Annotated in this window: 17 protein-coding genes; 11 read left to right on the plus strand and 6 right to left on the minus strand. The window is 62.6% G+C overall.

The genetic code is table 11. The features are described from left to right. Positions 1-8 precede the first annotated feature (8 nt). From LN996_RS05405 to LN996_RS05420, 4 genes are all read left to right on the plus strand, one after another. Entirely contained in the window at positions 9-938 is a 930-nt protein-coding gene (locus tag LN996_RS05405) for a hypothetical protein (RefSeq protein ID WP_231339187.1), read from the plus strand. 174 nt (positions 939-1,112) lie between these two features. Further along, the gene (gene pheS, locus LN996_RS05410; RefSeq protein WP_231339188.1) at positions 1,113-2,174 is read left to right on the plus strand and encodes a phenylalanine--tRNA ligase subunit alpha; all 1,062 of its coding nucleotides are present in this window, start codon (positions 1,113-1,115) and stop codon (positions 2,172-2,174) included. A gap of 2 nt (positions 2,175-2,176) precedes the next feature. Beyond that, positions 2,177-4,720: a phenylalanine--tRNA ligase subunit beta gene (gene pheT, locus LN996_RS05415; RefSeq protein ID WP_231339189.1), complete on the plus strand. Its 2,544-nt coding sequence runs from the start codon at positions 2,177-2,179 to the stop codon at positions 4,718-4,720. 183 nt (positions 4,721-4,903) lie between these two features. Then, on the plus strand, positions 4,904-5,770 hold the full coding sequence (locus LN996_RS05420; protein ID WP_231339190.1) for a serine protease: 867 nt from the start codon (positions 4,904-4,906) through the stop codon (positions 5,768-5,770). A 412-nt stretch (positions 5,771-6,182) separates the two neighbouring features. Here the strand turns inward: LN996_RS05420 and LN996_RS05425 are convergent, their stop codons facing one another. Together LN996_RS05425 and LN996_RS05430 are read right to left on the minus strand one after the other, a co-directional pair. Continuing rightward, positions 6,183-6,914 carry a hypothetical protein gene (locus tag LN996_RS05425; protein WP_231339191.1) on the minus strand — a complete coding sequence of 244 codons (732 nt, stop codon included), beginning with the start codon at positions 6,912-6,914 and terminating at the stop codon, positions 6,183-6,185. Between the two features lie 87 nt (positions 6,915-7,001). After that, entirely contained in the window at positions 7,002-7,742 is a 741-nt protein-coding gene (locus LN996_RS05430) for a matrixin family metalloprotease (RefSeq protein ID WP_231339192.1), read from the minus strand. A gap of 660 nt (positions 7,743-8,402) precedes the next feature. On the opposite strand from LN996_RS05430, the gene LN996_RS05435 reads away from it, so the two are divergent. Continuing rightward, complete coding sequence (locus LN996_RS05435) at positions 8,403-9,044, plus strand: 4'-phosphopantetheinyl transferase superfamily protein (RefSeq protein ID WP_231339193.1); 642 nt, start codon at positions 8,403-8,405, stop codon at positions 9,042-9,044. On the opposite strand, the gene LN996_RS05440 is transcribed toward LN996_RS05435, so the two are convergent. From LN996_RS05440 to LN996_RS05455, 4 genes are all read right to left on the minus strand, one after another. Further along, the gene (locus LN996_RS05440) at positions 9,041-10,384 is read right to left on the minus strand and encodes a M1 family metallopeptidase (RefSeq protein WP_231339194.1); all 1,344 of its coding nucleotides are present in this window, start codon (positions 10,382-10,384) and stop codon (positions 9,041-9,043) included. The two genes, LN996_RS05435 and LN996_RS05440, sit on opposite strands and share 4 nt — an antisense overlap. Positions 10,385-10,396: 12 nt before the next feature. After that, positions 10,397-14,353: a Pls/PosA family non-ribosomal peptide synthetase gene (locus tag LN996_RS05445; protein ID WP_231339195.1), complete on the minus strand. Its 3,957-nt coding sequence runs from the start codon at positions 14,351-14,353 to the stop codon at positions 10,397-10,399. A gap of 118 nt (positions 14,354-14,471) precedes the next feature. Next, positions 14,472-15,437 (minus strand): quinone oxidoreductase, encoded by a 966-nt coding sequence (locus LN996_RS05450; protein WP_231339196.1) that lies wholly within the window; start codon positions 15,435-15,437, stop codon positions 14,472-14,474. 86 nt (positions 15,438-15,523) lie between these two features. Next, the gene (locus tag LN996_RS05455; RefSeq protein ID WP_231339198.1) at positions 15,524-16,612 is read right to left on the minus strand and encodes an acyl-CoA desaturase; all 1,089 of its coding nucleotides are present in this window, start codon (positions 16,610-16,612) and stop codon (positions 15,524-15,526) included. A 167-nt stretch (positions 16,613-16,779) separates the two neighbouring features. Between LN996_RS05455 and argC the strand changes: the two genes are divergently transcribed. From argC to LN996_RS05485, 6 genes are read left to right on the plus strand one after another with little or no spacing between them, the layout of a single operon-like run. Continuing rightward, positions 16,780-17,811: an N-acetyl-gamma-glutamyl-phosphate reductase gene (gene argC / locus LN996_RS05460; RefSeq protein WP_231339201.1), complete on the plus strand. Its 1,032-nt coding sequence runs from the start codon at positions 16,780-16,782 to the stop codon at positions 17,809-17,811. Continuing rightward, the gene (gene argJ / locus LN996_RS05465; RefSeq protein WP_231339207.1) at positions 17,808-18,974 is read left to right on the plus strand and encodes a bifunctional glutamate N-acetyltransferase/amino-acid acetyltransferase ArgJ; all 1,167 of its coding nucleotides are present in this window, start codon (positions 17,808-17,810) and stop codon (positions 18,972-18,974) included. Before argC ends, argJ begins: the two co-directional genes overlap by 4 nt. Before the next feature lie 10 nt (positions 18,975-18,984). Continuing rightward, positions 18,985-19,929 carry an acetylglutamate kinase gene (argB, locus tag LN996_RS05470; RefSeq protein WP_231339208.1) on the plus strand — a complete coding sequence of 315 codons (945 nt, stop codon included), beginning with the start codon at positions 18,985-18,987 and terminating at the stop codon, positions 19,927-19,929. Further along, positions 19,926-21,317, plus strand: a complete 1,392-nt coding sequence (locus tag LN996_RS05475; protein WP_231339210.1) for an acetylornithine transaminase — start codon at positions 19,926-19,928, stop codon at positions 21,315-21,317. Before argB ends, LN996_RS05475 begins: the two co-directional genes overlap by 4 nt. Then, positions 21,314-22,318, plus strand: coding sequence for an ornithine carbamoyltransferase (gene argF / locus LN996_RS05480; RefSeq protein WP_231339218.1), 1,005 nt, complete (start codon positions 21,314-21,316; stop codon positions 22,316-22,318). The genes LN996_RS05475 and argF overlap by 4 nt, the downstream gene beginning before the upstream one ends. Continuing rightward, positions 22,318-22,857, plus strand: a complete 540-nt coding sequence (locus tag LN996_RS05485; protein ID WP_159707225.1) for an arginine repressor — start codon at positions 22,318-22,320, stop codon at positions 22,855-22,857. Before argF ends, LN996_RS05485 begins: the two co-directional genes overlap by 1 nt. Positions 22,858-22,900: the final 43 nt, after the last annotated feature.

The raw sequence follows: 22,900 nt of genomic DNA on the forward strand, positions 1-22,900 counted from the left end.
GAGGATCAATGAACGCGAAACGCGCCTTGGGCGTCGTCGGTGTCCTGCTTGCGGTGATGGTTGCACTGACCGGTTGCGTCAAGCTCAACATGTCCGTGAAGGTCAACAATGAAAAGAGCGTGGACTACGAGGTTGTCTACGCCATCCAGAAATCCGTGCTGGGCGAGAAGTCCTTCGACGAGTTCATGGAGTCCAATGGCAGTGGCAGCCAGCAGATGGATATCCCCGACGGTGCCACGGTGGTGGACTACGAAGACGAAAAATACAAAGGCAAGCGGATCACCGCGGCCAACCTTGACCCGTCCAAGCTCGCTGAGTCTTCCAGTTCGGAGAACCCCTTCGAGCTGAAGAAGGAAGGGGACTTCTATGTCCTCTCCATGGGCGGAGTGACCGGCGCCGACAGCAGCGACCCCCAGGCTTCCAGCATGGCCAAGTCCATGTTTGACGAAGCCTCCGTCAAGTTCACGTTCCCGGGCAAGGTAGTGGAGGCAAAGGGCGCCACCGTCGATGGCAACACGGCAACGTTCGACATGCTCTCCATTAACGAGACGGTGGTCCAGGCCAAAGCTGAAGCCAACGCGGGCGTGCCGATGTGGATCATCTGGACGCTGGTGGCTTTGCTGGTCATCGCAGCAGCATTAGTGCTGCTGTTCGTGCTGTTGCGCAGGAAGTCCGCGCAACCGGCGCTCGCCGGCGCAGCACCGTATGGACAGCAGAGCAATGCACCCCAACCGGGGCAGGAAACTTACCAGCATCCAGTTCAACAGGATTCCTACCCCCAGCCGCCCTCCCAGGCACCCCGGCAAGATTGGGCCGGGCAGGGTTACACGCCGGGCGCGCCGCCAGCGCAAGGGCCGCAGCCGCCCCAGCAGCCCGTTCAGGACCACGACGACGGCCAGTCGCCGCCGCCGCCCACCGCACCGCCGTCGGGCGCCTAGGGGATTGCCGCCGTCGAAAGTTTCACATAGCGGGACGTGTTCCGGTGGGTTAAATCCCGTCCGTGCCGTTCAACTAGACTGAAGGGTAGTGCCTGCCGTCCGCGGCGAGCACTGCCCTTTCGTTTTGCAGGCCTGCCTTGCCGGCCGCTCCCTACTCGTAGCTAAGAACAGTAGATGACTGACACTTTGCCAGGCGCTGCCATCCCGAATCCGCTGGATGAAGCCGCCATCAACGCCGCCGTCGAGGACGCCATTGCCGCAATTTCGGCTGCATCCTCCCTCGAAGAACTCAAGGCTGTCCGCCTCGCCCACACCGGCGAGAAGTCGCCGCTGAGCCTGGCCAACCGTGAAATCGGTGGGCTCGCCAAGGAGCACAAGGCTGCGGCCGGCAAGCTCATGGGATCCTCCCGTGGCCGCCTCAACCAGGCGCTCGCAGCCCGCACCGAGGTCCTCGAGGCCGAGAATGACGCCCGTATCCTGGTGGAAGAAACCGTGGATGTGACGGCCGGGCCGCGTCGTCGCCGTGCAGGCGCCCGCCACCCGCTGTCGACTTTGCAGGACCGGGTTTCGGACATCTTTGTTGGCATGGGCTGGGAAATTGCCGAAGGGCCCGAAGTTGAGTCCGAGTGGTTCAACTTCGATGCTTTGAACTTCAAGCCGGACCACCCGGCCCGCGAAATGCAGGACACGTTCTTCGTGGAGCCCCCCGAGGCGCACCTGCTCATGCGTACCCACACCTCGCCCGTGCAGGTCCGCTCCATGCTGGAACGTGAAGTTCCCATCTATGTGCTGTGCCCGGGCAAGGTGTTCCGCACCGATGAACTCGATGCCACGCACACGCCTGTCTTCCACCAGTTCGAGGGACTGGCGATCGACAAGGACCTGAGCATGGCGGATCTCCGCGGCACGCTGGAGCACTTCGCCCGGCAGATGTTCGGCGACGAAGCCTCCATCCGCCTGCGCCCCAACTACTTCCCGTTCACGGAGCCTTCCGCCGAACTGGACATCTGGCACCCCGGTGCCAAGGGTGGTCCGCGCTGGATCGAGTGGGGCGGCTGCGGCATGGTCAACCCCAACGTCCTCCGGGCAGCCGGTATCGATCCGGACATCTATTCAGGTTTTGCCTTCGGTATGGGTATTGAGCGCACGCTCATGTTCCGCAACGAGGTCGGCGATATGCGCGACATGATCGAAGGCGACGTACGTTTCAGCGAGCACTTCGGGATGGAGATCTAACAGTGCGTATCCCACTTTCCTGGCTGCGTGAATTCGCGCAGGTACCGGCCGATGCAACGGCCGAAGACGTCATGGCTGACCTGGTCAAGGTTGGCTTTGAAGAAGAAGATGTCCACCGTCCCACGGACGAATTGACGGGTCCTGTTGTGGTGGGCCAGGTTCTGAGCCTGGTCAAGGAACCGCAGACCAACGGCAAGACCATCAACTGGTGCCAGGTCCGCGTTGTCCCTGAAGGCCAGGAGCAGATGCTCACAGGCGAGGGCATTGATCCTTCAGGCGTGCAGGGCATCATCTGCGGTGCCCACAATTTTGTTGAGGGCGACAAAGTGGTTGTCACCCTGCCGGGAGCTGTCCTGCCCGGTAACTTCCAGATCTCGGCGCGCAAGACCTACGGTCACCTTTCCGCGGGCATGATCGCTTCGGTCCGTGAACTGGGCATCGGCGATGACCACGATGGCATCCTTGTCCTGTCCCGCATCGGCCTGGACCCGGAGATCGGCACTGACGCGATGGAGCTCCTGGGTCTCTATGACCAGGCAGCCGAAATCAACGTCACGCCAGACCGCGGGTACGCGTTCTCCATCCGCGGTGTAGCCCGCGAGTACGCCCACGCCACCGGAACCTCGTTCGTGGATCCGGCGTCGAAGGTCAACGCGCCGGACTCCCTTCACGGCGGCTACGGCGTCAAGCTCAACGACGACGCCCCCATCTACGGCAAGCCCGGCTGCGACCGTTTCGTGGCCCGCACGGTCCGGGGCGTGGATGCTTCACGTCCCACGCCGCCGTGGATGTCAGCCCGCCTTCGCCTGGCCGGCGTTCGCTCCATCTCGCTGCCCGTGGACATCTCCAACTACGTGATGCTTGAGCTCGGCCAGCCGAACCACTGCTACGACCTCGACAAGCTCGCGGGCGACATCGTGGTACGCCGTGCAGTGGCGGGGGAGAAGATCACCACCCTTGATGACAAAGAGCGCACGCTCGACGTCGAGGACCTGCTGATCACCGATGACTCCGGCGCTATCGGCATCGCCGGGGTGATGGGCGGTGCGCACACTGAGGTGTCCGACGCCACCACGAACATCCTGGTGGAAGCCGCGCACTTCGATGAAGTGTCGATTGCCCGCTCGCGCCGTCGTCACAAGCTGCCATCCGAGGCATCCAAGCGCTTCGAGCGCGGGGTGGACTGGCACGTAGCCAACATTGCTGCCCAGCGCGTCGTGGATCTCTTGGTGGAGCTCGCCGGTGGCACTGCAGATGAGGCCGGGACCGACGTCGGAACCGCTCCTGACGCCGTCACCATTGACCTGCTGGCAGAGTTCGCCGCAGCCCGTATCGGCATCGATTTCACCGAAGAGCAGATCACCACTTCCCTTGGGGACCTTGGCGCTGTGGTTGAAAAAACCGCCGCCGGTTACAGGGTCACGGCTCCCAGCTGGCGCAATGACCTCGAAACCAAGGAAGACCTGTCCGAGGAAATCGCGCGCCTCGTCGGTTACGACAACATCCCCTCGACTCTTCCGGTGGCCCCTCCGGGCCGTGGCTTGAGCCGCAACCAGCAGCAGAAGCGCCGCGTCGTCCAAGCTCTGGCGGATGCGGGGCTCACCGAGGTGCTGTCCTACCCGTTCGTCTCCAAGGCAGCCAACGACACCTTCGGTGTGGCCGCTGAAGGTGCGGCCCGTCCGGCGTTGAAGCTGGCTAACCCCATCAGCGAGGAACAAGGATTCCTCCGCACGTCCATCCTGCCGGGCCTGATCGAGGTCGCCCGCCGCAACCACTCGCGCGGTTTCCGTGACCTGGCACTATATGAGGCCGGCTCGGTCTTCCTTCCGGGCGAGACGCTGGGCACGGATTCCATTCCGCCGCTTGGCGTGAAGCCCTCGGATGAGGTTCTTGACGCACTGTACGACGGCGTCCCGCACCAGCCGCTGCACATCGCCGCTGTTCTGACCGGACATGATTCACCGGCCGCAGCGACGCACGCGCCGCGGGCCTGGGACTGGGCAGACGCTTTGGATGTTGCCCGTCTGATGGCCGACGTCCTGGGTGTTGAGCTGGTTGTCAGCCAGGGCAGCCACCAAGCGTTCCACCCTGGTCGTGCAGCGCAACTCGCGCTGCGCAACGGCGATGTCGTCGGCTACGCCGGAGAGCTTCACCCCAAGCTCCTGGCTGCGCACGACATGCCGGCACGCTCCGTGGCACTTGAGGTCAACGTGGAGGCACTGTTCGAAGCTGCCGCTGACGTGATCGTGGCCAAGCACATCTCCGGATTCCCCGTAGCGACGCAGGACGTTGCCTTGGTTGTCCCGCAGGACGTGCCGGCAGACCAGGTCCTCTCGGCACTGCGTGAAGGTGCCGGCGAACTCCTCGAAGACGTCGCGTTGTTCGATGTCTACGCGGGTCCCGGCATCGACGAAGGCAAGAAGTCATTGGCGTTCGGCCTTCGCTTCCGTGCTGACGACCGCACGCTGACGGCGGATGAGGCTTCTGAAGCCCGTGCCGCAGCTGTTGCTGTTGCGGCTGAGCGCTTCGGAGCAGTCCAGCGCTAAGCGCCCTGTTCGAGTAAATCCCCGGGACCTGATGGTTCCGGGGATTTTCTTTTTATTGAGATTGAGCTCCCAGCATCTTGACAGACTATTCACGTGTGTATGACAGTTTTGTCATGCACATGTGAAGCATGTGTATCACATCCCTCGCACGGTTCATTGAGAGCCGTCCCTTGAAAGGTACCCATGAAGAAGCAGAACGTTGCTTTGCTTGTCGGGGCTGCAGTTATGGCTTTGACGTCCTCGCTTGGTGGAGCCGCAACAGCGTCAGAGCCGACGCCGCAAGTAGCCTCCGCCGAGGTCCAACCTGTATCGCACACAGTGGACCCGTCGCAGACGTCCGGTTCCGCCGCGTCAGCATTGGCAGACAGATACACGATTGCCGCACCGTCCAAGAACGGCGGCGCCTCCACGGACTCAGTCATCGGTGCGGATGGTCGCGTCCGCATCACTAACACCACCGCTGCCCCCAACCGCTCCATCGTGCAGATTGAGTTCAACGGCGGCTACATCTGCTCCGGTGCCCTGATTTCCGATGACACCGTGCTGACTGCCGGGCACTGCGTGCATGAGGGTGGCACGGGATCGACAGCTGACTACTCCTGGGGCGTCAAAGTGGCGCCGGGGCGCAATGGATCAACCGATCCCTACGGTACGTGCGGCGCCACACAACTCCTGACGGACCAGCGCTGGATCGACTCGGCGAACACCAACGCCGACTGGGGCGTCATCAAACTCGACTGCACCATCGGCAACACCACGGGCTGGCTTAACTACACCGGTACCACCGCCAGCCTGAATGGCACCAGCACAACGGTGCGCGGCTACCCGGGGGACAAAGCGTTCGGCACCATGTGGTCCATGACCGGCCCCATTGAGAGCACCACCACCGAGAAGGTCTACTACAAGATGGATACCTATGGTGGCCAGAGTGGTGCCCCCGTCTACAACAGCTCCAACACCATCATGGCCATCCACACCAACGGCGGCAGCTCCAACTCGGGTACCCGCATCACACCCACGCTGGCGAACTACCTGACGTCGGTGAAGTAGCCCAGTTGAGTTAACCCACCAACAAGTGTTCCCCACAGCGTCTTCAGGGCTGCGGGGAACACTTGTCAAAGTTTGCCAAGGCTGCAGCTTGCTGGGGCGAAAGTTACAGAGGTGGATGAATGCCTGGAGTACATCGCCGACGAGAAAGCGTCCGAGGAGGATTGGAAGTTACTGGGGGAGCCGTTCCTGAGGGCCCTGCATAAAGCCCAGACAGGGAATCCATAAAGGTTGGCCCGCAACAGAGAACGACGGAGTGAAGCATACAAGGCCGGCGGCGCTGGCACTGCATTCGTCAGCGTAGCCACGGACAGGATTGACTGCTCGTTGGGGCTACGGCAATGGAGATACCCCCAGCCTTTGTGTGTCTGAGGGTATCTCTTTATGGAAGAACGGCCTTCGACAGCCTCCTCACCTACGGAAGTTTCACGAAACTGTCGAGGCGCTCCCATTCATGGGTTTCGTTGTTCAGTACGGTGGTTTGGGCGCCGTTGCCTCTAACCTCCCTGAGCCCGTACTGGTAACCCTGCACTGAATATTCTGACAATTGGCCATCCTGGCCCGTTTGTGGCATGAGTAGGGCGACATACTCTTTACCGGCCTCGACGTCGACGTCGTCGGTGATCTTTGCCCTGATGAACTTTGCATCGGTAGGCTTCGTGCCGCCGTTTAGTTTCAGGATCTTTTCCTGCTGGGCCTTGTTGAGACTGTTCCAGTATTCGTCGTAAGTTACAGTTCCGCCAACCCGCGAATAGTTCACCTGCGCGCCCGGGACAATGTCGCCCTTGTAGGCCTCTCGGACAGTCATTTTCCCCACGGTCTGAGGAAACACATACTGATTGGTGATGGGGCTGAATGTACGTCCATCGCTGATTGACTCGACGTGAATTCGCGCGACGATAGGATACTTGTTGAACCCGTAGAGGGGGTCCGTTGGTTCCCAAATAAAATCAACATCGGTCCCGGCAAGTCGAATCTGGTCGGCTGGAATATTGGCATAGGCGTCGTTGGAGCTTTGTGGAACCGACTGCTGACCGAGCTGACCGGACTCCGTGTTTGTGGAGTTGGGCATGCCCGCTGCGCATGCCGGCAGGTTACCTAGCAGCAGCACTGCCAGGATCATGATGGGTGCTTTTAGTTTGTTCATGGTGTAGGTGTTCCCCCTTGCATTCTGTAGCTGGAGAGGCGTGAGCTGCTGGCCCGCCAGGGGCGAAGCGTTGGTCCTGGAGTGGAATCAGTACAGGATGTTGATGGCATCGTTATCTACCCCTGTCACTCGTTGGGCGACACGTCCATAGGCTGTCTGGCACATGATGCTGAAAGGAATGTTGTTGTAGTGGGCAAGTCCGAAAGCGTGACCCATTTCGTGGATGGTAGTCCCGAGAGCTGATTCGTTGCTGGTGCTGGCCAAGCTATACACGGAGTTGTTTATGTGTACCTCTGCATACGTCCAATTGGACGACTCGGGGTAGATTGTGCCGCCGGTGGCGGAGAAAAAGGAGGTCCAGGCTAAGACGTTCATACCTCCACCAAAGTAGGCATCATTGTGTTGATGAAAGTCCATGGTGGAGCCAATATTGCTACCGACGAAGCTGATGTAGATGGGATTACTCCACCCGGGATACATCCAGTTATTTGCTGCACCTTTGATGAGGTGTTCCCAATTGCCGACTCCGGAGGAGTAGTTGAGCCACGCCGTGACGTTGCCAACACCGTTTTGATAGCGGTGGCCGAATGTTGGTGTTGCTGCGTGGGCGCTGGTGGCCGGCAGCATGATCATGATCATTACGACCAAAATTGCCAGCAAGGAATTTCCAGCTCTTACAAATCTTCGGGTGAATTCCAATTTGCCTAAGTGGAAAAGTTCATCCAGGGCTAAGCGTGACTTTTGATTGAGATTCTGCGGGATTTGGTGCATTTGGCCAAGATCGTATTGGGAATCTTTATTGGCAGCGGTAGGGCGGTTTTTCATCATCGGGTCCCCCTGTACATTTAGAACATCATTGTTCCATGTTGCGCACAAGGGTCATCCCTTATGCAATCCGAAGCTACAAGCTCCGGAAGATAGTCGCTTCATCTTTTAGGCTGAGAATGTAGAGCCAACCAGCCCATTTAGTTTCGTTTAGCTGCAGAGTACAGGGGGCGAACCTCCTTGTCAGGAATAAAGTCCAGATTCAAACGGAAACTTCAAAAAGGCATATAAATCAAGGGGTGTTTTAAGACTCAAAATAGATAGTGCAGAAACATTCCTATTCTCGCGTCACGATTCTAGGTTCGATGTCACTTAAGCAAAATCGCGATGAGTATGACCAGGGCCGGCTTTAGGGCTAACGATCGAGCATGTCCGGGAATTTATGACGGCGCCTGCATGAGCGATCGCTCAGGGGAGATGACTAGCACGGAAGGCTGCTGACTGTTCAGCAGGTCGTCGGGTCGCTGGTTCCGAAGGCTGGGCATCGCACGTGTTCGGCATTTCGAATTCCTCGTCGCAGAATGCCCTGCAACGTTTCGTGAGGGAGCCCGATTTGGGCATAGACACGGGGAGATGGCAGAGTCGTTTGAAGCTTGGCTGACGGGGAAAATCCACCCATAGCTGTTGTAACATGTCGCTGGGAACATAGCCGTGAGAGGGGGCATGATGCAAAGCCCAGTGATTGATCTGCGCAGGCTCGATGATGTGCCTGGTGCGGGCATCGACCTCAAAAAGCTCGGGGAACCTGCCCAGGAACGCGCACTCCGTTTCACCAGTGCCAAGGACCGTGAAGAATTCGTCGCTGGCCGCGTGGCCTTGCAGCACTTCGCCGCCTCGCTGCTCGACGTGGATCCTGCCCGGCTCGTCCCGGACTATCACTGCCCGCAGTGCGGCCCCGGCCAGGACCACGGCCGCCCCGGTTTCCTGCTCGACGGCGGTCCCGCGCCACTGGCGCTCAGCGCGTCCCGGGCGTCGGGCTGGCTGCTGCTGGCCGGCGTCGTACGTCCAGCGAAGGGTCTGCGGCTGGGTGTGGACCTTGAAGTGGTCAGCCGGGTTGGCTTCGACGGCTTCGACGACGTCGCCTTGACCGCAGCCGAGAAGGAATTCCTGGTCTCCATCCCGGAGCAGGATCGAGTCATGCAGCGCGCCCGGCTCTGGGCGCGTAAGGAAGCATGGCTGAAGATGACCGGCGAGGGCCTGCGGCGTAACCCGGCTGAGCTGGACGTGTTGGACCTGCCCGGCCTGCGGGATGTCACCGATGCGGAGCTGCCTGAAGGATTAGTCGCCGCTCTGGCCGTTGGTTAGCGCGCTGAAGGCAGCGGCGGAAGCGCAGCCTCGTAGAGCCATGGCCGGAGAATCGACGCAGCATCAAAGCCTGGAATGAACGAATCCGCGGCCTCAATGAACGCGTCCGTGGACACCGAGCTGTGCCGGTTGGTGGCCGTCCAGTGCTGAAGGAAACCAAAGAAGGCCTCGTCCCCAGCTGCCATTCGCACCGCATGAACGGCCAGCGCACCGCGCTTGTAGACACGGTCATCGAACATCAGCTCCGGGCCGGGATCGCCCACCAGCAGATCCTGCGGCCCGGCGTCGAGCCTCTTCCATGCAGCCGTTGCCCGCGCAGCAACAGTCATGGTCCGGGATTCTTCGGACCACAGCCACTCCGCGTAGCAGGCGAAACCTTCGTGGAGCCAGATATCTTTCCAGCTGCTCACGGTCAGCGAGTTCCCAAACCACTGGTGGGACAGTTCGTGGGCGATCAGGCGCTGGGAATCCCAGGAGTCGCGCATATGGTTTCGGCCAAAGATGGAGACGGTCTGGGCTTCCAGGGGGATTTCCAACTCGTCCTCCGTGACAACCGATGTGTAGTCGGTGAACGGGTAGGGGCCGAAGCAGTCCTCGAAGGTCCGCATCATATCCGGCTGGCGTCGCAGGCCTTGAAGAGCATCCACCGCCATTTCGGGGGTGACCGCGACGAACTGCGGCACCCGGTGATGGGTGTCGTCCACGTGCAGGGGAACCTTGGCGTAGCGGCCGATCTGCACCGTAGCGAGGTAGGTGGCCATGGGTTCAGCCTGTTCGTAAACCCACGTCTCACGGCTCGACTTGCGGGAGTGGGACACCAACGTGCCATTGCACACAGGACGGTAGTTGTCGTCTGTGGTGACGGAGATGAGGAAGCTGGACTTGTAGCGGGGATGGTCATTGCAGGGGAACCATGAGGCCGCGCCGTTGGGCTGGCCGGCGACCAATACGCCGTCGTTCAATTCTTCCCAACCGACATCGCCCCAGAGGCCGCGGCGGGGCTGGGGGTTGCCGTCGTAGCGGATCTCAAGCGAGAACTGCTGGCCAGGCTTCAACGGGGACGCCGGAGTGAGAACCAGGTGTTCTGCCCTGTGGCTGAACTTCTGGAGCTTCTTGCCGTCCAGTTGAACTTTGCTGGCCCGCAGGCCCACCAAGTCAAGGACAACCTCCGCCAGAGGTTCCAAGGCTGTGCATCGCAGGACCGCCCTGCCGACCAGCCTGTTGCTGCCCAGCCTGACGTCGAGGTCCAACTCGTACCGGTCCACGCGGTAGCTGGTGCTGCCGTGGTCCAACGTGTAGGGGTCGGCTTCGGTCATGGGGGTGGGGATTGGTACGGTCATGATCCGTCCAATCTACTTGAGGCGCGGCGCTTGTGCAGACGGGCCCACCCACGGGCTCACCGGGTTACCCATCCAGTACGTTCCGGCCGGGACTGTCTCACCGCGCATGACCAACGACGCCGGCCCAACAGTTCCGCCGTTGCCGATGCTGGCTGCGGGGAGGATGACGCCGTGCGGACCCATGGTGGCTCCGTTACCCAGCGTCACGGTGTCCAGGCTCATCACACGGTCGTGGAACAGGTGCGTTTGCACTACGCAGCCGCGGTTGACGGTGGAGTTCTCGCCGAGGGTCACGAGGTCGGCTTCGGGCAGCCAATAGCTTTCGCACCACGTTCCGCGGCCGATCTTGGCGCCGAGACCGCGCAACCACCACACGAGAGCGGGAGTACCGGCGGCAGAGCGGGCGAACCACGGGGCGCTGACCATCTCGATAAAGGTGTCCACTACCTCATTGCGCCAAATGAACGAGCTCCATAGGGGGTGTTCGCCTGAACGGATGGTTCCCACCAGGACCCATTTGGCAACAATGGCGCTGAGCGCTGCTACTGCTCCTGCTGCCAGCATCACCACGCCACCAAGCACCGCCGCAATCCAGTAGCCCCACCCTCGCGCAATCCAGTCCAGGACCAACATCACCCAGACGGCGATGGTGACGGTGAGGATGACCGGCACCAAGCGGCACAGTTCCCACAAAGCCCGTGCAACCTTGAGTTTGAGGGGCGGCCGGAAGGTCCGGGTTTGGTCCGCGTCGACGGCGGTGCGGCGCAACCTGACCGGCGGGCTACCAAGCCACGAGGTTCCGGATTTTGCCTTGGCGGGGGTGGCGGACAGCACGGCGACGAGGGAGTTCTTGGGAACGTTGCGTCCCGCCGCTGTCATGCCCGAGTTGCCCAGGAAAGAGCGTTTTCCGATCTTGGCCGGGCCGATTTTCATCCAACCGCCACCGAGCTCGTAGGAGGCCACCATGGTGTCGTCGGCCAGGAAAGCCCCGTCGCCGATGGTGGTCATCTTGGGAACGAGCAGCACCGTGGAGGCCTCTACGTTCTTGCCAACCTTGGCTCCGAGGAGGCGCAGCCACATGGGTGTGAACAGACTGGCATAGACGGGGAAGAGCAGGTCCCGTGCCATGTCCAGGAGGCGTTCGGTGGCCCAAACCTGCCACCCGATTCGGCTGCGAACCCGGTAGTAGCCCTCCTTGAGGCCCAAACCGAGGAGGCGGGCCACGACCAGGATGAGTACCAGGTTGCCGAAGAACCACACCAAGGCGGCAAGCGGGACGGCCAGCGCAATCTGCGGAAGCGCAGTTTCCAGGGATTCGTGTCCCTGGATGAACGCCAGGACCACCAGGACACCCGCGAATGCGGAGATGTAGGGGATCAGGGCCAGCAAAGCCGAAGCGCTGGCAAAGGCGGAGAACCAGAGCCGGTCAACCACTGGCCGCCGGGTGATTGTTTCCGGCCATTCGTGCTTGGCTTTTCCGCGGCGCTCAGCAGGGGAGCCGGCCACAAGGTGTCCTGCTTTCACTTTGCCCAGTACTGCCGATCCTGCATCGACGTGGGCACCCGCGCCGATGGTGGCCCCCGGCATCAACGTGCTTCGAGCACCGACGACTGCACCGGCTCCCACATGGATCTGGCCGATGTGAACGGAGTCACCGTCAACCCACCAGCCCGAAAGGTCCACTTCGGGCTCGATGTTCGCTCCGCTGCCCAAGGACAGGAGGCCGGCGACCGGGGGAAGCGAGTGCAGGTGGACGTCCTTGCCGATCTTGGCCCCGAGGGCCCGTGCGTAGTAAGGGACGAAAGGCGCGCTGGCCAGGCCGATGGCGCCCGACAGGTCTTGTATTTGTTCGGCCAGCCACAGTCGCAGATGGGTCTTCCCTGAACGCGGGTAGGTGCCGGGTTGGATCCTGCCCAGCAGCACCTTGGCTGCAACCACTGAGATCGCCATCCGGCCGAGGGGACTGACGAAAATCAGCCAGGAGGCGGCGATCCACCACCACGAGACGACGGGTGCGGCGGCAAAGCCGGCGAAGTCTGCCAGCAGCCTGTTGGCGGCCATAAGGTAGGTGAGCCAGCGCATGCCCACCAGGATGTGCAAGGGCACGCCCATCAGGACTTGGAAGATCTGCGACTTCAAGGCGGTAGGACGGACGGTCCGCTCAGCAGCCGGACCCGGCGCGCCGCCGTCGGGGAGTGATTGCCGGGCGGTATCGATCAAGGCGCCGACGCGCGGCGTGGCATAGATGTCCGCCACGGTGATGGTGGGGTAACGGACACGAAGGGCAGAAACGAGTTGGGCCGCCGCCAAGGATCCGCCGCCGTAAGCGAAGAAATCGGCGTCGAGGGAGCTCACAGGGCTCCCCAGCACGGACTCCCATTGCTCCACCACCCAACGGGCGTCATCGGGCAGGTTCAGCGGGGCGCTCCCGGCCTCGGTTGCGCCGGCACCGGCCAATGGCCAGGGCAAGGCATGGCGGTCCACTTTTCCGCTGGTCTTGGTGGGGAGCGAATCCACGACGGTCAGCAACGGAATCAAGGCTGCCGGGAGGCTTTCGCCCAGCAGACGGCGGGCCTCGTCCATGGACAAGTCATGGCCGTCAACGGGGGCCAGGTATCCAACAAGGATCTGGTTGCCGGCGGCTGTGGTCTGCACGGCCGCTGCCGCGCCGGCGACACCAGGCAAAGACTGCAGTGCCGCATCCACCTCGCCCAGTTCGATCCGGCGTCCACCGAGTTTGACCTGTTCGTCGGCGCGGCCCATGAAAATCAGGCCTTCGGCTTCGAAGCGCACCAGGTCACCCGAGCGGTAGGCGCGGTCCCATCCGAGGGTTGTCATGGACGCGTACTTCTCGGCATCCTTGGCCGGATCGAGGTAGCGGGCCAGCCCCACACCGCCGATGATCAATTCGCCGATCCCGCCTTCGGCGACCGGAACCCCTTGCGAATCGACGACGGCGAGGTCCCAGCCGTCCAGCGGCAGCCCGATCCGCACGGGGCCGGGTCCGCCCAGCGGAGCGGCGCAGGCCACGACAGTGGCCTCCGTGGGTCCGTACGTGTTCCACACTTCGCGATCGTCTACGGCGAGCCGCTCGGCCAATTCGGGCGGGCATGCTTCGCCGCCGAAGATCAGCAGGCGGACGTTTTCCAATGCCTCGGCCGGCCATAGGGCAGCAAGGGTGGGCACGGTGGACACCACAGTGATGCCGTGGTTGATCAACCAAGGCCCGAGGTCCATACCGGTTCGAACCAACGCTCGTGGTGCCGGGACCAGGCAGGCACCGTGGCGCCAGGCCAGCCACATTTCTTCGCAGGAAGCATCGAAGGCCACCGAGAGGCCTGCCAAAACACGGTCCTGGGGGCCGATGGGTTCAGCCTGGAGGAAGATCCGGGCTTCTGCATCAACAAATGCCGCAGAGGAGCGGTGTTTGACGGCAACGCCCTTGGGAGTCCCGGTAGATCCGGAAGTGAAGATGATCCAGGAGTCATCATCCAGCCCGGGCTTGGTGGGGGTGGAAACAGGCTCCCGTGCTGCACCGAATGGTTTGACGTCCAGGCCCGCACCGATGACAGCGCCAACGTTGGCTTCGCCGAACACCAGGCGCGCCCGCTCGTCGGGATCGTCGGCATCCACCGGAACATAGGCCGCCCCGGCCATGAGGATGCCCAGGATGGCAATGTAGAGCTCGTTGGTCCCGGACGGGATGCGGACGCCGATTTTGTCACCGCGGCCCAGGCCTGCGGCGTTCAACGTCGCCGCAAACTTACGGACAGCCTTGAGCAGTTCGGTGTAGCTCAAGGACTTGTGGCCATCATCCAACGCCGAAGCCTCGGGGAATGAGGCGCTGGTCTCTTCCAGGATGTCTACGAGGGTCCGCTCGGCGGGTGCTGCGGCGCCGCCCGGCAACTGGGGGCGGTGGGTGGTCAAGGCAGGCGTCTGCCCGGCCCCCACGGGATGTTCTGTGCTCACGGGCCCAGCTTTTCGCAGAAAGGTGAACAAAAGGTGTCGGACGTTTCCTGTACTTCACATTTTGTTGCGTTGCTGTTCGCCTGAAGGTCGCCGGATGTTGGGGAGCCGGGCATGGCTGCTACGGCACCAGCAGGACTTTGCCCGTGGTGAGGCGGCCTTCCAAGTCCCGGTGGGCCTGGGCTGCCTCTGCCAGGGGGTACGTCGCTCCGACCCTGACAGCGAGAGTGCCGTTGGCGGCGGCGTCGAAAATCTCCGCTGAGCGCCAGCGGCGCTCGTGGGTGTTTTGCACGAAATGGGCCATCGTGGGCCTGGTGAGAGTGAGGGAACCCGCGGCGTTCAGGCGCTGGGGATCGAAGGGTGGCACCGGTCCGGAGGCTGCGCCGAAGAGCACCATGGCGCCACGGATGCGCAGGCTCTTCAGGGAATCGTCAAAGGTGTCCTTGCCGACGCCGTCGTACACCACGTTGACGCCGTCACCGTCGGTAAGTTCGCGGACCTTGTCAGCAAATCCGTCGTAGCGGAGTACCTCGTCGGCGCCGGCCAGGGTGGACAGATGGGCTTTTTCGTCCGAGGACACGGTGGTGATCACACGGGCTCCGCGGGCCTTCAGTAGTTGCGTCAACAGCAGACCAACGCCACCTGCGCCTGCGTGAAGCAGAACGGTGTGGCCGTGCTCCACGCGGAAGGAGGAGTTCATCAGATAGTGGGCTGTAATTCCCTGCAGCGGCAAGGCTGCGGCTGTGTGATCGTCGACGCCGGCGGGAACCGGGAGTGCCTTGCTTGCGTCCACGATGGCGTACTCGGCGTAGGTCCGGGACCCCTCGGCGGTGGCAATCCGATCGCCAACGGAAATGTCCTCCACCCCGTCGCCAACGGCCTCGACGGTGCCGGCTGCTTCGGCGCCCGGGGTGAAGGGGTATTCCACCTTGTAGGCCCCGCTGCGTTGATAAGTCTCAATGAAGTTGACCCCGGCAGCTGCGACCTTGATCAGCAGCTGGCCGGGGCCAGGTGTTGGTGGTTCCACGGATGCATACTCAAGGACGTCAGGTCCTCCGGGCTGCCGTGCAACGATGGCGTGCGTCATGGTGGCTCCTCACTCCGGGGCGGTGGTTTCCGGTGCCCGGTTTCAGATTCCATCCTAGGGAGGTTGGGGCCTCCCGTGTCGAACGCCTAGAAGCGTCCGTGCGTCGACGCCACCGGGCAGTCGAAGCCGCGTCCGGCGGCGAGGCCCACTTCGTTGAGGTAGCTGACCACGATCCCGTAGGACTGCATCAGCGTCGTTTCCGTGTAGGGGATTGAGTGCTTGGCGCAGAATTCACGCACGATTTTCGTGGCCTTGTACAAATGGGGGCGGGCCATGTCCGGGAACAAGTGGTGCTCCACCTGACGGTTGAGCCCACCGAGGAGGAAGTCCATGAAGATGCCACCGGAGATATTGCGCGAGGTCAGGATCTGGCGGTTGAGGAAGTCAACACGGCTGTCCTTGGGGAGGACCGGCATGCCCTTGTGATTGGGCGCGAACGAGGCTCCCATGTAGAAGCCATAGACCATGATTTGCACGCCAAGGAACGCGAATGCCATTCCGATGGGGAGGAAGGTGAAGGCGAGCACTGGAAGAGCCGCGAGCCTTGCCACGAGGATGGGCGTCTCCACCCAGCGGTGGCGTACCTTCTGCTTGCCGAAGACAAAGCGAAGCGAATCGAACTGCAGGCTCAGGCCCAGCAGCGTCAGGAGCGGGAAGAAGAACCAGCCCTGCTTCTTGGTGAGGAACGCCAGGCGTCCCTTGCGCTCGGCAGCCGCGTCCTCGTAGAACACCAGGGCGTTGTTCCGGATATCCGGGTCTTTGGAAATGACATTGGGGTGGTTGTGGTGGGCGCCATGCTTTTGCTCCCACCAGGAGTAGCTGATCCCGGCGACGCCGGTGGCCAGGAGGCGGGCTGACCAGTCGTTGGCGCGGCGTGAGGCGAAGATCTGCTTGTGCCCGGCCTCGTGCGCCAGGAAGCTCAGTTGTGTGCAGAGAATGCCCACAGCTGCGGCGATCAGGAGTTGGTACCAGGATTCGCCGATCAAGGCGAAGCCGAGCCAAGTGCCGGCCATGAGGAGTGCCAGGGCCACGAAGACCCAGATGTAGAAGCCGCTCCGGCGTTCGAGGAGTCCTGCGGCTTTAACGCTCTTGAGGAGCTCTGAATAGCTTTGGACGACGGGATTGGGTTGAATAGCGCGAGCTTTGGGGCGCTCAGCGGTGGACGTGGGTGACATGAATGTGCCCCGTATCGCTAACGGGCAACGCTGCAGCCGACGTTCGGACTGCACGGTCTGGATCACCCTCCACTAAGCATACGCGCAATGGTCTAAATAATGAGACGCATCACAAATGCATGCATAAATATCGGACAGCATGAATATTCTTGCTGTACAGTGGAGCTATGACTATTTCTGTTGCCGTCTCCGGTGCCAGCGGCTATGCCGGAGGAGAAGTGCTGCGCTTGCTTGCGGGCCATCCGAACGTCACCATCGGTGCGATCACTGCGCACAGCAATGCCGGTTCAAGACTAGGGGAGTTGCAGCCGCATCTCCATGGTTTGGCCAGCAGGATTCTTGAAGACACCACCGTGGAAAACCTGTCCGGCCACGATGTCGTGTTCCTGGCCCTGCCGCACGGAGCTTCCGCTGAGATCGCGGCCCAGCTGCCGGAAGGCACGGTAGTCATCGACGCCGGCGCGGACCACCGCCTCCAGGATGCCGCGGCGTGGGAAAAGTTCTACGGTTCGGCACACGCGGGAACGTGGCCTTACGGCCTGCCGGAATTGCCAGGCCAGCGCGAGGCCCTCAAGGGTGCCACCCGCATCGCCGTCCCCGGCTGCTACCCGACGTCGGCCCTGCTGGCCTTGACGCCCGGGTTCGCCAACAACCTCCTCCTGACGGACGACGTCGTGATTGTCTCCGCCTCGGGTACCTCCGGTGCCGGCAAAGCAGCCAAGGTCAACCTTATTGGGGCTGAAGTCATGGGTTCCATGAGTCCCTACGGCGTAGGTGGCGGACACCGCCACACTCCTGAAATCGAACAAGGGCTGTCCAACGCTGCTGGCGAGCCGGTGACGGTGTCCTTCACGCCTACCCTGGTTCCCATGAGCCGGGGCATCCTCACTACGGCCACAGCGAAAGTTGGCCACGGCGTCACTGAAGCCGAGCTTCGCCAGGCCTGGGCAGATGCTTACGACGACGAACCGTTCGTGCACCTTCTTCCAGAAGGCCAGTGGCCCACCACCAAATCGGTGCAGGCTTCCAACCACGCCGTGATGCAGTTGGCCTTCGACCAGCACACGGGCCGCGTGATCGTGACCTGCGCTATCGACAACCTCACCAAGGGGACCGCAGGCGGAGCCGTGCAGTCCATGAACATTGCCCTCGGCCTGGACGAAACCGCCGGCCTGAACCTGCAGGGAGTTGCACCGTGACCATTACCGCACCCAAGGGATTCCGCGCCGCAGGCATCAAGGCCGGCATCAAGGCCTCCGGCAACCCGGATTTTGCCCTCGTGGTCAACGACGGTCCGTCCAAGGCCGCCGCCGCAGTCTTCACCTCCAACCGGGTAGCCGCTGCCCCGGTTCATTGGTCCCGCCAAGTGGTCAGTGATGGCCGTGTAGACGCAGTGGTCCTGAACTCCGGTGGCGCCAACGCCTGCACCGGGCCGCAAGGGTTCCAGAACACGCACGCCACGGCTGAGAAAGTGGCCGAAGTGCTGGGTGTCTCAGCTTCCGACGTCGTGGTTTGTTCCACCGGCCTGATCGGCGAGCAGCTGCCGATGGACAAGATCCTTCCGGGCGTGGATGCCGCTTTCGCTGAACTGTCTGAGGACGGTGGTTCGGCAGCCGCCACCGCCATCATGACCACGGACAGCGTGTCCAAAGAAGCAGTCTTCACAGGTTTGGACGCCGAAGGAAAACAGTTCACCGTGGGTGGCATCGCCAAGGGCGCAGGCATGCTGGCTCCGGGCCTGGCAACCATGCTGGTGGTCTTGACGACGGATGCCCAGGTGCCGGCAGATGAGCTCGACGTCGTCCTTCGCGACGCCACCCGGGTCACCTTTGACCGCGCAGACTCTGACGGTTGCATGTCCACCAATGACACCGTTGTGCTGCTGTCATCGGGAGCCTCTGAGGCCTTGCCGTCCACCGAGCAGTTGGGCGCAGCCGTGACGCAGGTCTGTGCTGAACTGGCTCGCAAGTTGATCGGAGACGCCGAGGGCGCCAGCCACGACATTGCGATCCGTACCTTCAACGCAGCCAGCGAACGCGACGCCGAAATCGTCAGCCGCAGTGTTGCCCGGTCCAACCTCTTCAAAGCTGCCATCTTCGGTAAGGATCCCAACTGGGGCCGCGTGCTCTCAGCTGTGGGAACCACTGATGCAGTGTTCGAGGCGGACCAACTCAACGTCGCCATGAACGGTGTGCAGATCTGCCGCAACGGCGCTATCGGTGATGACCGCAACCTGGTGGACCTGGAGCCTCGCGAAGTGTTGGTTGAAATCGACCTTCAGGCCGGCGACGCCGAGGCGACCATCTGGACCAACGACCTCACGCACGACTACGTGCATGAGAACAGCGCCTACTCGAGCTGAGCTTATGACAATGACTGCGCATACCCGCGAAACCACGTCCATGAGCGACGCCCAGGACAAAGCCGGCACGCTGATCGAGGCGTTGCCTTGGATCCAGCGTTTTGCCGGCACCACCATGGTGATCAAGTACGGCGGCAACGCCATGGTTAACGATGACCTTCGTCGCGCCTTCGCCGAAGACATCGTGTTCCTCCACCACGTGGGCATCCACCCCGTGGTGGTCCACGGCGGTGGCCCCCAGATCAACTCCATGCTCGGCCGGCTCGGCATCGAGTCCGAGTTCAAGGGTGGTCTCCGTGTCACCACTCCCGAGGCCATGGACGTAGTCCGCATGGTCCTCACGGGCCAGGTGGGCCGTGAACTGGTGGGGCTGATCAACTCACATGGTCCCTACGCCGTGGGCATGTCCGGTGAGGATGGCGGGCTGCTGCGCGCCGTTCGGACGGGCACTGTTGTTGACGGCGAAGAAGTGGACCTCGGCCTGGTGGGCGAGGTAGTTGGCGTCGACCCTGCCGGTATCAAGGACATTCTCGACGCCGGTCGTATCCCCGTGATTTCGACCGTCGCCCCGGAGATCGTGGACGGCGGAAATGGCACCGGCCAAACCACTGGGCAGGTCCTGAACGTCAACGCAGACACGGCGGCCGCAGCAGTAGCTTCGGCATTGGGTGCCACCAAGCTGGTCATCCTGACCGACGTCGAGGGCCTCTACGCCAACTGGCCGGACAAATCGTCGCTGATCTCATCGCTGACAGCCTCGGAACTCCGCGACATGCTGCCCAAGCTCGAATCGGGCATGATCCCCAAAATGGCTGCGTGCCTCAAAGCCATCGATGAAGGCGTAGAACGCGCACATATCGTCGACGGACGCCTCCCGCACTCGATGCTCCTGGAAACCTTTACGACCGCGGGCATTGGCACGCAAGTAGTACCCGATGAGGAAGTGAACGCATGAGCGAAACTGTTGGCCGCAACCCGACCGGCGATGGACCCCCCGCCCGTCCCCACCCGCTCCCCGTCCTCGCAAGCTCGGACGGGGACCCCGGCGGCAGTGGGCCCATCGCGGTGCCCGACCACACCCGGGGGTCCATCGCCGCATCGGATGCCAAAGCTTCCGTCATTACTGGAGTGAGTAATGGCGCCGACTGGCTGGCCCGATACTCGTCCTCGCTGATGGGTGTTTTTGGTACCCCGCAGCGTGTCCTGGTCCGTGGTGCTGGGTGCCTCGTGTGGGATGCCGATGGCAAGGAGTACTTGGACCTTCTCGGCGGCATCGCAGTGAACGCCCTGGGCCACGCCCACCCTTTCGTCACCTCGGTGATTTCCAGCCAGTTGGCTACGCTCGGGCATGTTTCGAACTTCTTCACCAGCCCCACGCAGATCGCACTGGCCGAGAAACTTCTGGCCATCAGCAATGCACCGGCCGGTTCCAAGGTCTTCTTTGCCAACTCCGGCACCGAGGCGAACGAGGCAGCCTTCAAGCTGGCCCGCAGGAACAACCCGGACGGGAAGCGGACCAAGATCATCGCCCTCGAGGGCGCCTTCCATGGCCGCACCATGGGCGCCTTGGCACTGACGGCGAAGGAAGCATACCGTGCGCCATTCGAGCCGTTGCCCGGTGGTGTGGTCCACATTCCGTTCGGTGACATCGATGCCCTGCGTGCCGCCGTCGACGATTCCACAGCAGCCGTTTTCCTGGAGCCGATCCAGGGCGAAGCAGGCGTCCGGCCCCTGAGCACCGAGTACCTGCAGGCCGCTCGCGAGGCAACCACCAAGGCCGGTGCGCTGTTGATCCTCGACGAAGTCCAGACCGGCATCGGCCGCACCGGAAAGTGGCTGGCCAGCGAAGACGCAGGAATTGTGCCCGATGCCGTCACGCTCGCCAAGGGCCTGGGCGGCGGCTTCCCCGTGGGTGCGCTGGTCACCTTCGGAAGTACGACGTCGGCCCTCCTCACCGCAGGGCAGCACGGCACCACCTTCGGCGGAAACCCGGTAGCTACGGCCGCCGCGCTGGCCACGCTGCACGCCATCGAAAGCCAAGGTGTCCTGCAGAACGTGCTGAACCTCGGAGCGCATCTGCGCGAGGGACTGTCTGCCGTCGATGCTGTCACTGAAGTCCGCGGCGAGGGCCTGCTGATTGGCTTCGATGTGAACGCCGACGTCGCGCCGGCCATGGTGACCGCAGCTTTGGATGCAGGCTTCATCATCAACAGTCCGGGCCCGCGGACCATCCGCCTCGCCCCTCCGCTGATCCTGACCACCGAACAGGCCGACCGATTCCTGTCAGCCCTGCCCGCCTTGATCGCCACGGCTACCGCCCAAACCGCTAAGGACGCACAGTGAGCACGTCAACCACCCGCCACTTCCTCAAGGACACGGACCTGAGCCCAGCCGAGCAGGCTGAGGTCCTGGAACTCGCGGTCCGGATGAAGGCAGCGCCATACAGCGTGCAACCCTTCGCCGCAGAGGGCAACGGCCGCAAGACCGTAGCAGTGATCTTTGACAAGACCTCCACCCGCACGCGTGTTTCCTTTGCCACCGGCATCGCGGACATGGGCGGCAACGCACTGATCATCAACCCGGGTGAAGCGCAGATCGGCCACAAGGAATCCGTGGAGGACACGGCCAAGGTCCTGGAGCGCATGGTGTCCACCATTGTGTGGCGGACCGGTGCGCACTCCGGGCTGGTGGCCATGGCGGAAAATTCCAAGGTCCCCGTGATCAATGCCTTGTGCGACGATTACCACCCGTGCCAGCTGTTGGCCGACCTCCTGGCCGTCAAGGAACATAAGGGTGCCTTGGCTGGATTGAGCATGGCTTACTTGGGCGATGCGGCGAACAACATGGCCAACTCCTACCTGTTGGCCGGTGTCACTGCGGGTATGCACGTTCGCATCTCCGGGCCGGAGGGCTACCTGCCTTCCGCGGAGATTGTTGCCGCTGCACAGGAACGCGCTGCAGAGACCGGCGGCTCGGTGCTGATCACCAGCGATGCCGCCGCGGCCCTCAAAGGTGCGGACGTCGTGGCCACCGACACGTGGGTCTCCATGGGCCAGGAATCCGAAAAGGAAGCCAGGATGCAACTCTTCCGCGAGTACTCCGTGGACGAGGCCGCCATGGCGCAGGCTGCGCCGGACGCGGTCGTGCTTCACTGCCTTCCCGCGTACCGCGGCTACGAGATTTCGGCCGGCGTCATTGATGGCCCGCAGTCAATCGTGTGGGATGAGGCAGAGAACCGGCTCCACGCCCAGAAGGCACTCATGGCATGGCTGATGCACCGTTCCGGGCTGGCCTTCGTAGACGGGCTTTCCCCCGTTGAGGGCACTGGGGAGAGCACGTTCTAGTGTCCGCCAATCCGTCCGTGCCGGGCGCCAGCCCTGCCACCAAGACTGCCCGGCAGGCGCGCATCACCGCGATCCTGACGGGTGAGTCCGTGCGCTCCCAGGCAGAGCTTGCAGCCCTGCTGGCGGACGACGGCGTTCAGGTCACCCAAGCCACCCTGTCCCGCGACCTTGTGGAACTCGGCGCAGTCCGGGTCCGTGGCAAGGAAGGCGCGTTGGTTTATGCCGTTCCGGGGGAGGGCGGGGACCGCAACGCCAAGAGCGGGGTCACGCAGGAAATCCTGGACGCACGGTTGACCAGGCTTTGCGGCGAACTTCTGGTCACCGCGGAGGCGTCGGGCAACATCGTTGTCCTCCGCACCCCGCCTGGAGCCGCCAACTTCCTGGCGCTGGCCGTGGACCACTCGGTGATGCCCTCTGTATTAGGTACGATCGCAGGCGACGACACTTTGCTGTTGGTCGCCCGGGATCCCGATGGCGGGGCGGAACTGGCGGCCCGTTTTCTGCGCATGGCCGAAGAAGCCGGGCCGGCCAACCAATAGATCTTCCAGCATTGATTCACACCAGCATTGATTCGAATGAACC

The sequence above is a fragment of the Arthrobacter sp. AK01 genome (assembly GCF_021109375.1).
Classification (GTDB): domain Bacteria; phylum Actinomycetota; class Actinomycetes; order Actinomycetales; family Micrococcaceae; genus Arthrobacter.

What these genes read in the sequence shown, in the direction of transcription:
- LN996_RS05475 (WP_231339210.1), top strand. Translation starts at nt 19,926, where the DNA reads ATGAGCGAAACTGTTGGCCGCAACCCGACCGGCGATGGACCCCCCGCC.
- LN996_RS05430 (WP_231339192.1), bottom strand. Translation starts at nt 7,742, where the DNA reads ATGATGAAAAACCGCCCTACCGCTGCCAATAAAGATTCCCAATACGAT.
- LN996_RS05405 (WP_231339187.1), top strand. Translation starts at nt 9, where the DNA reads ATGAACGCGAAACGCGCCTTGGGCGTCGTCGGTGTCCTGCTTGCGGTG.
- LN996_RS05420 (WP_231339190.1), top strand. Translation starts at nt 4,904, where the DNA reads ATGAAGAAGCAGAACGTTGCTTTGCTTGTCGGGGCTGCAGTTATGGCT.
- pheS (WP_231339188.1), top strand. Translation starts at nt 1,113, where the DNA reads ATGACTGACACTTTGCCAGGCGCTGCCATCCCGAATCCGCTGGATGAA.
- LN996_RS05440 (WP_231339194.1), bottom strand. Translation starts at nt 10,384, where the DNA reads ATGACCGTACCAATCCCCACCCCCATGACCGAAGCCGACCCCTACACG.
- LN996_RS05450 (WP_231339196.1), bottom strand. Translation starts at nt 15,437, where the DNA reads ATGACGCACGCCATCGTTGCACGGCAGCCCGGAGGACCTGACGTCCTT.
- LN996_RS05455 (WP_231339198.1), bottom strand. Translation starts at nt 16,612, where the DNA reads ATGTCACCCACGTCCACCGCTGAGCGCCCCAAAGCTCGCGCTATTCAA.
- argC (WP_231339201.1), top strand. Translation starts at nt 16,780, where the DNA reads ATGACTATTTCTGTTGCCGTCTCCGGTGCCAGCGGCTATGCCGGAGGA.
- argB (WP_231339208.1), top strand. Translation starts at nt 18,985, where the DNA reads ATGACTGCGCATACCCGCGAAACCACGTCCATGAGCGACGCCCAGGAC.
- LN996_RS05435 (WP_231339193.1), top strand. Translation starts at nt 8,403, where the DNA reads ATGATGCAAAGCCCAGTGATTGATCTGCGCAGGCTCGATGATGTGCCT.
- LN996_RS05425 (WP_231339191.1), bottom strand. Translation starts at nt 6,914, where the DNA reads ATGAACAAACTAAAAGCACCCATCATGATCCTGGCAGTGCTGCTGCTA.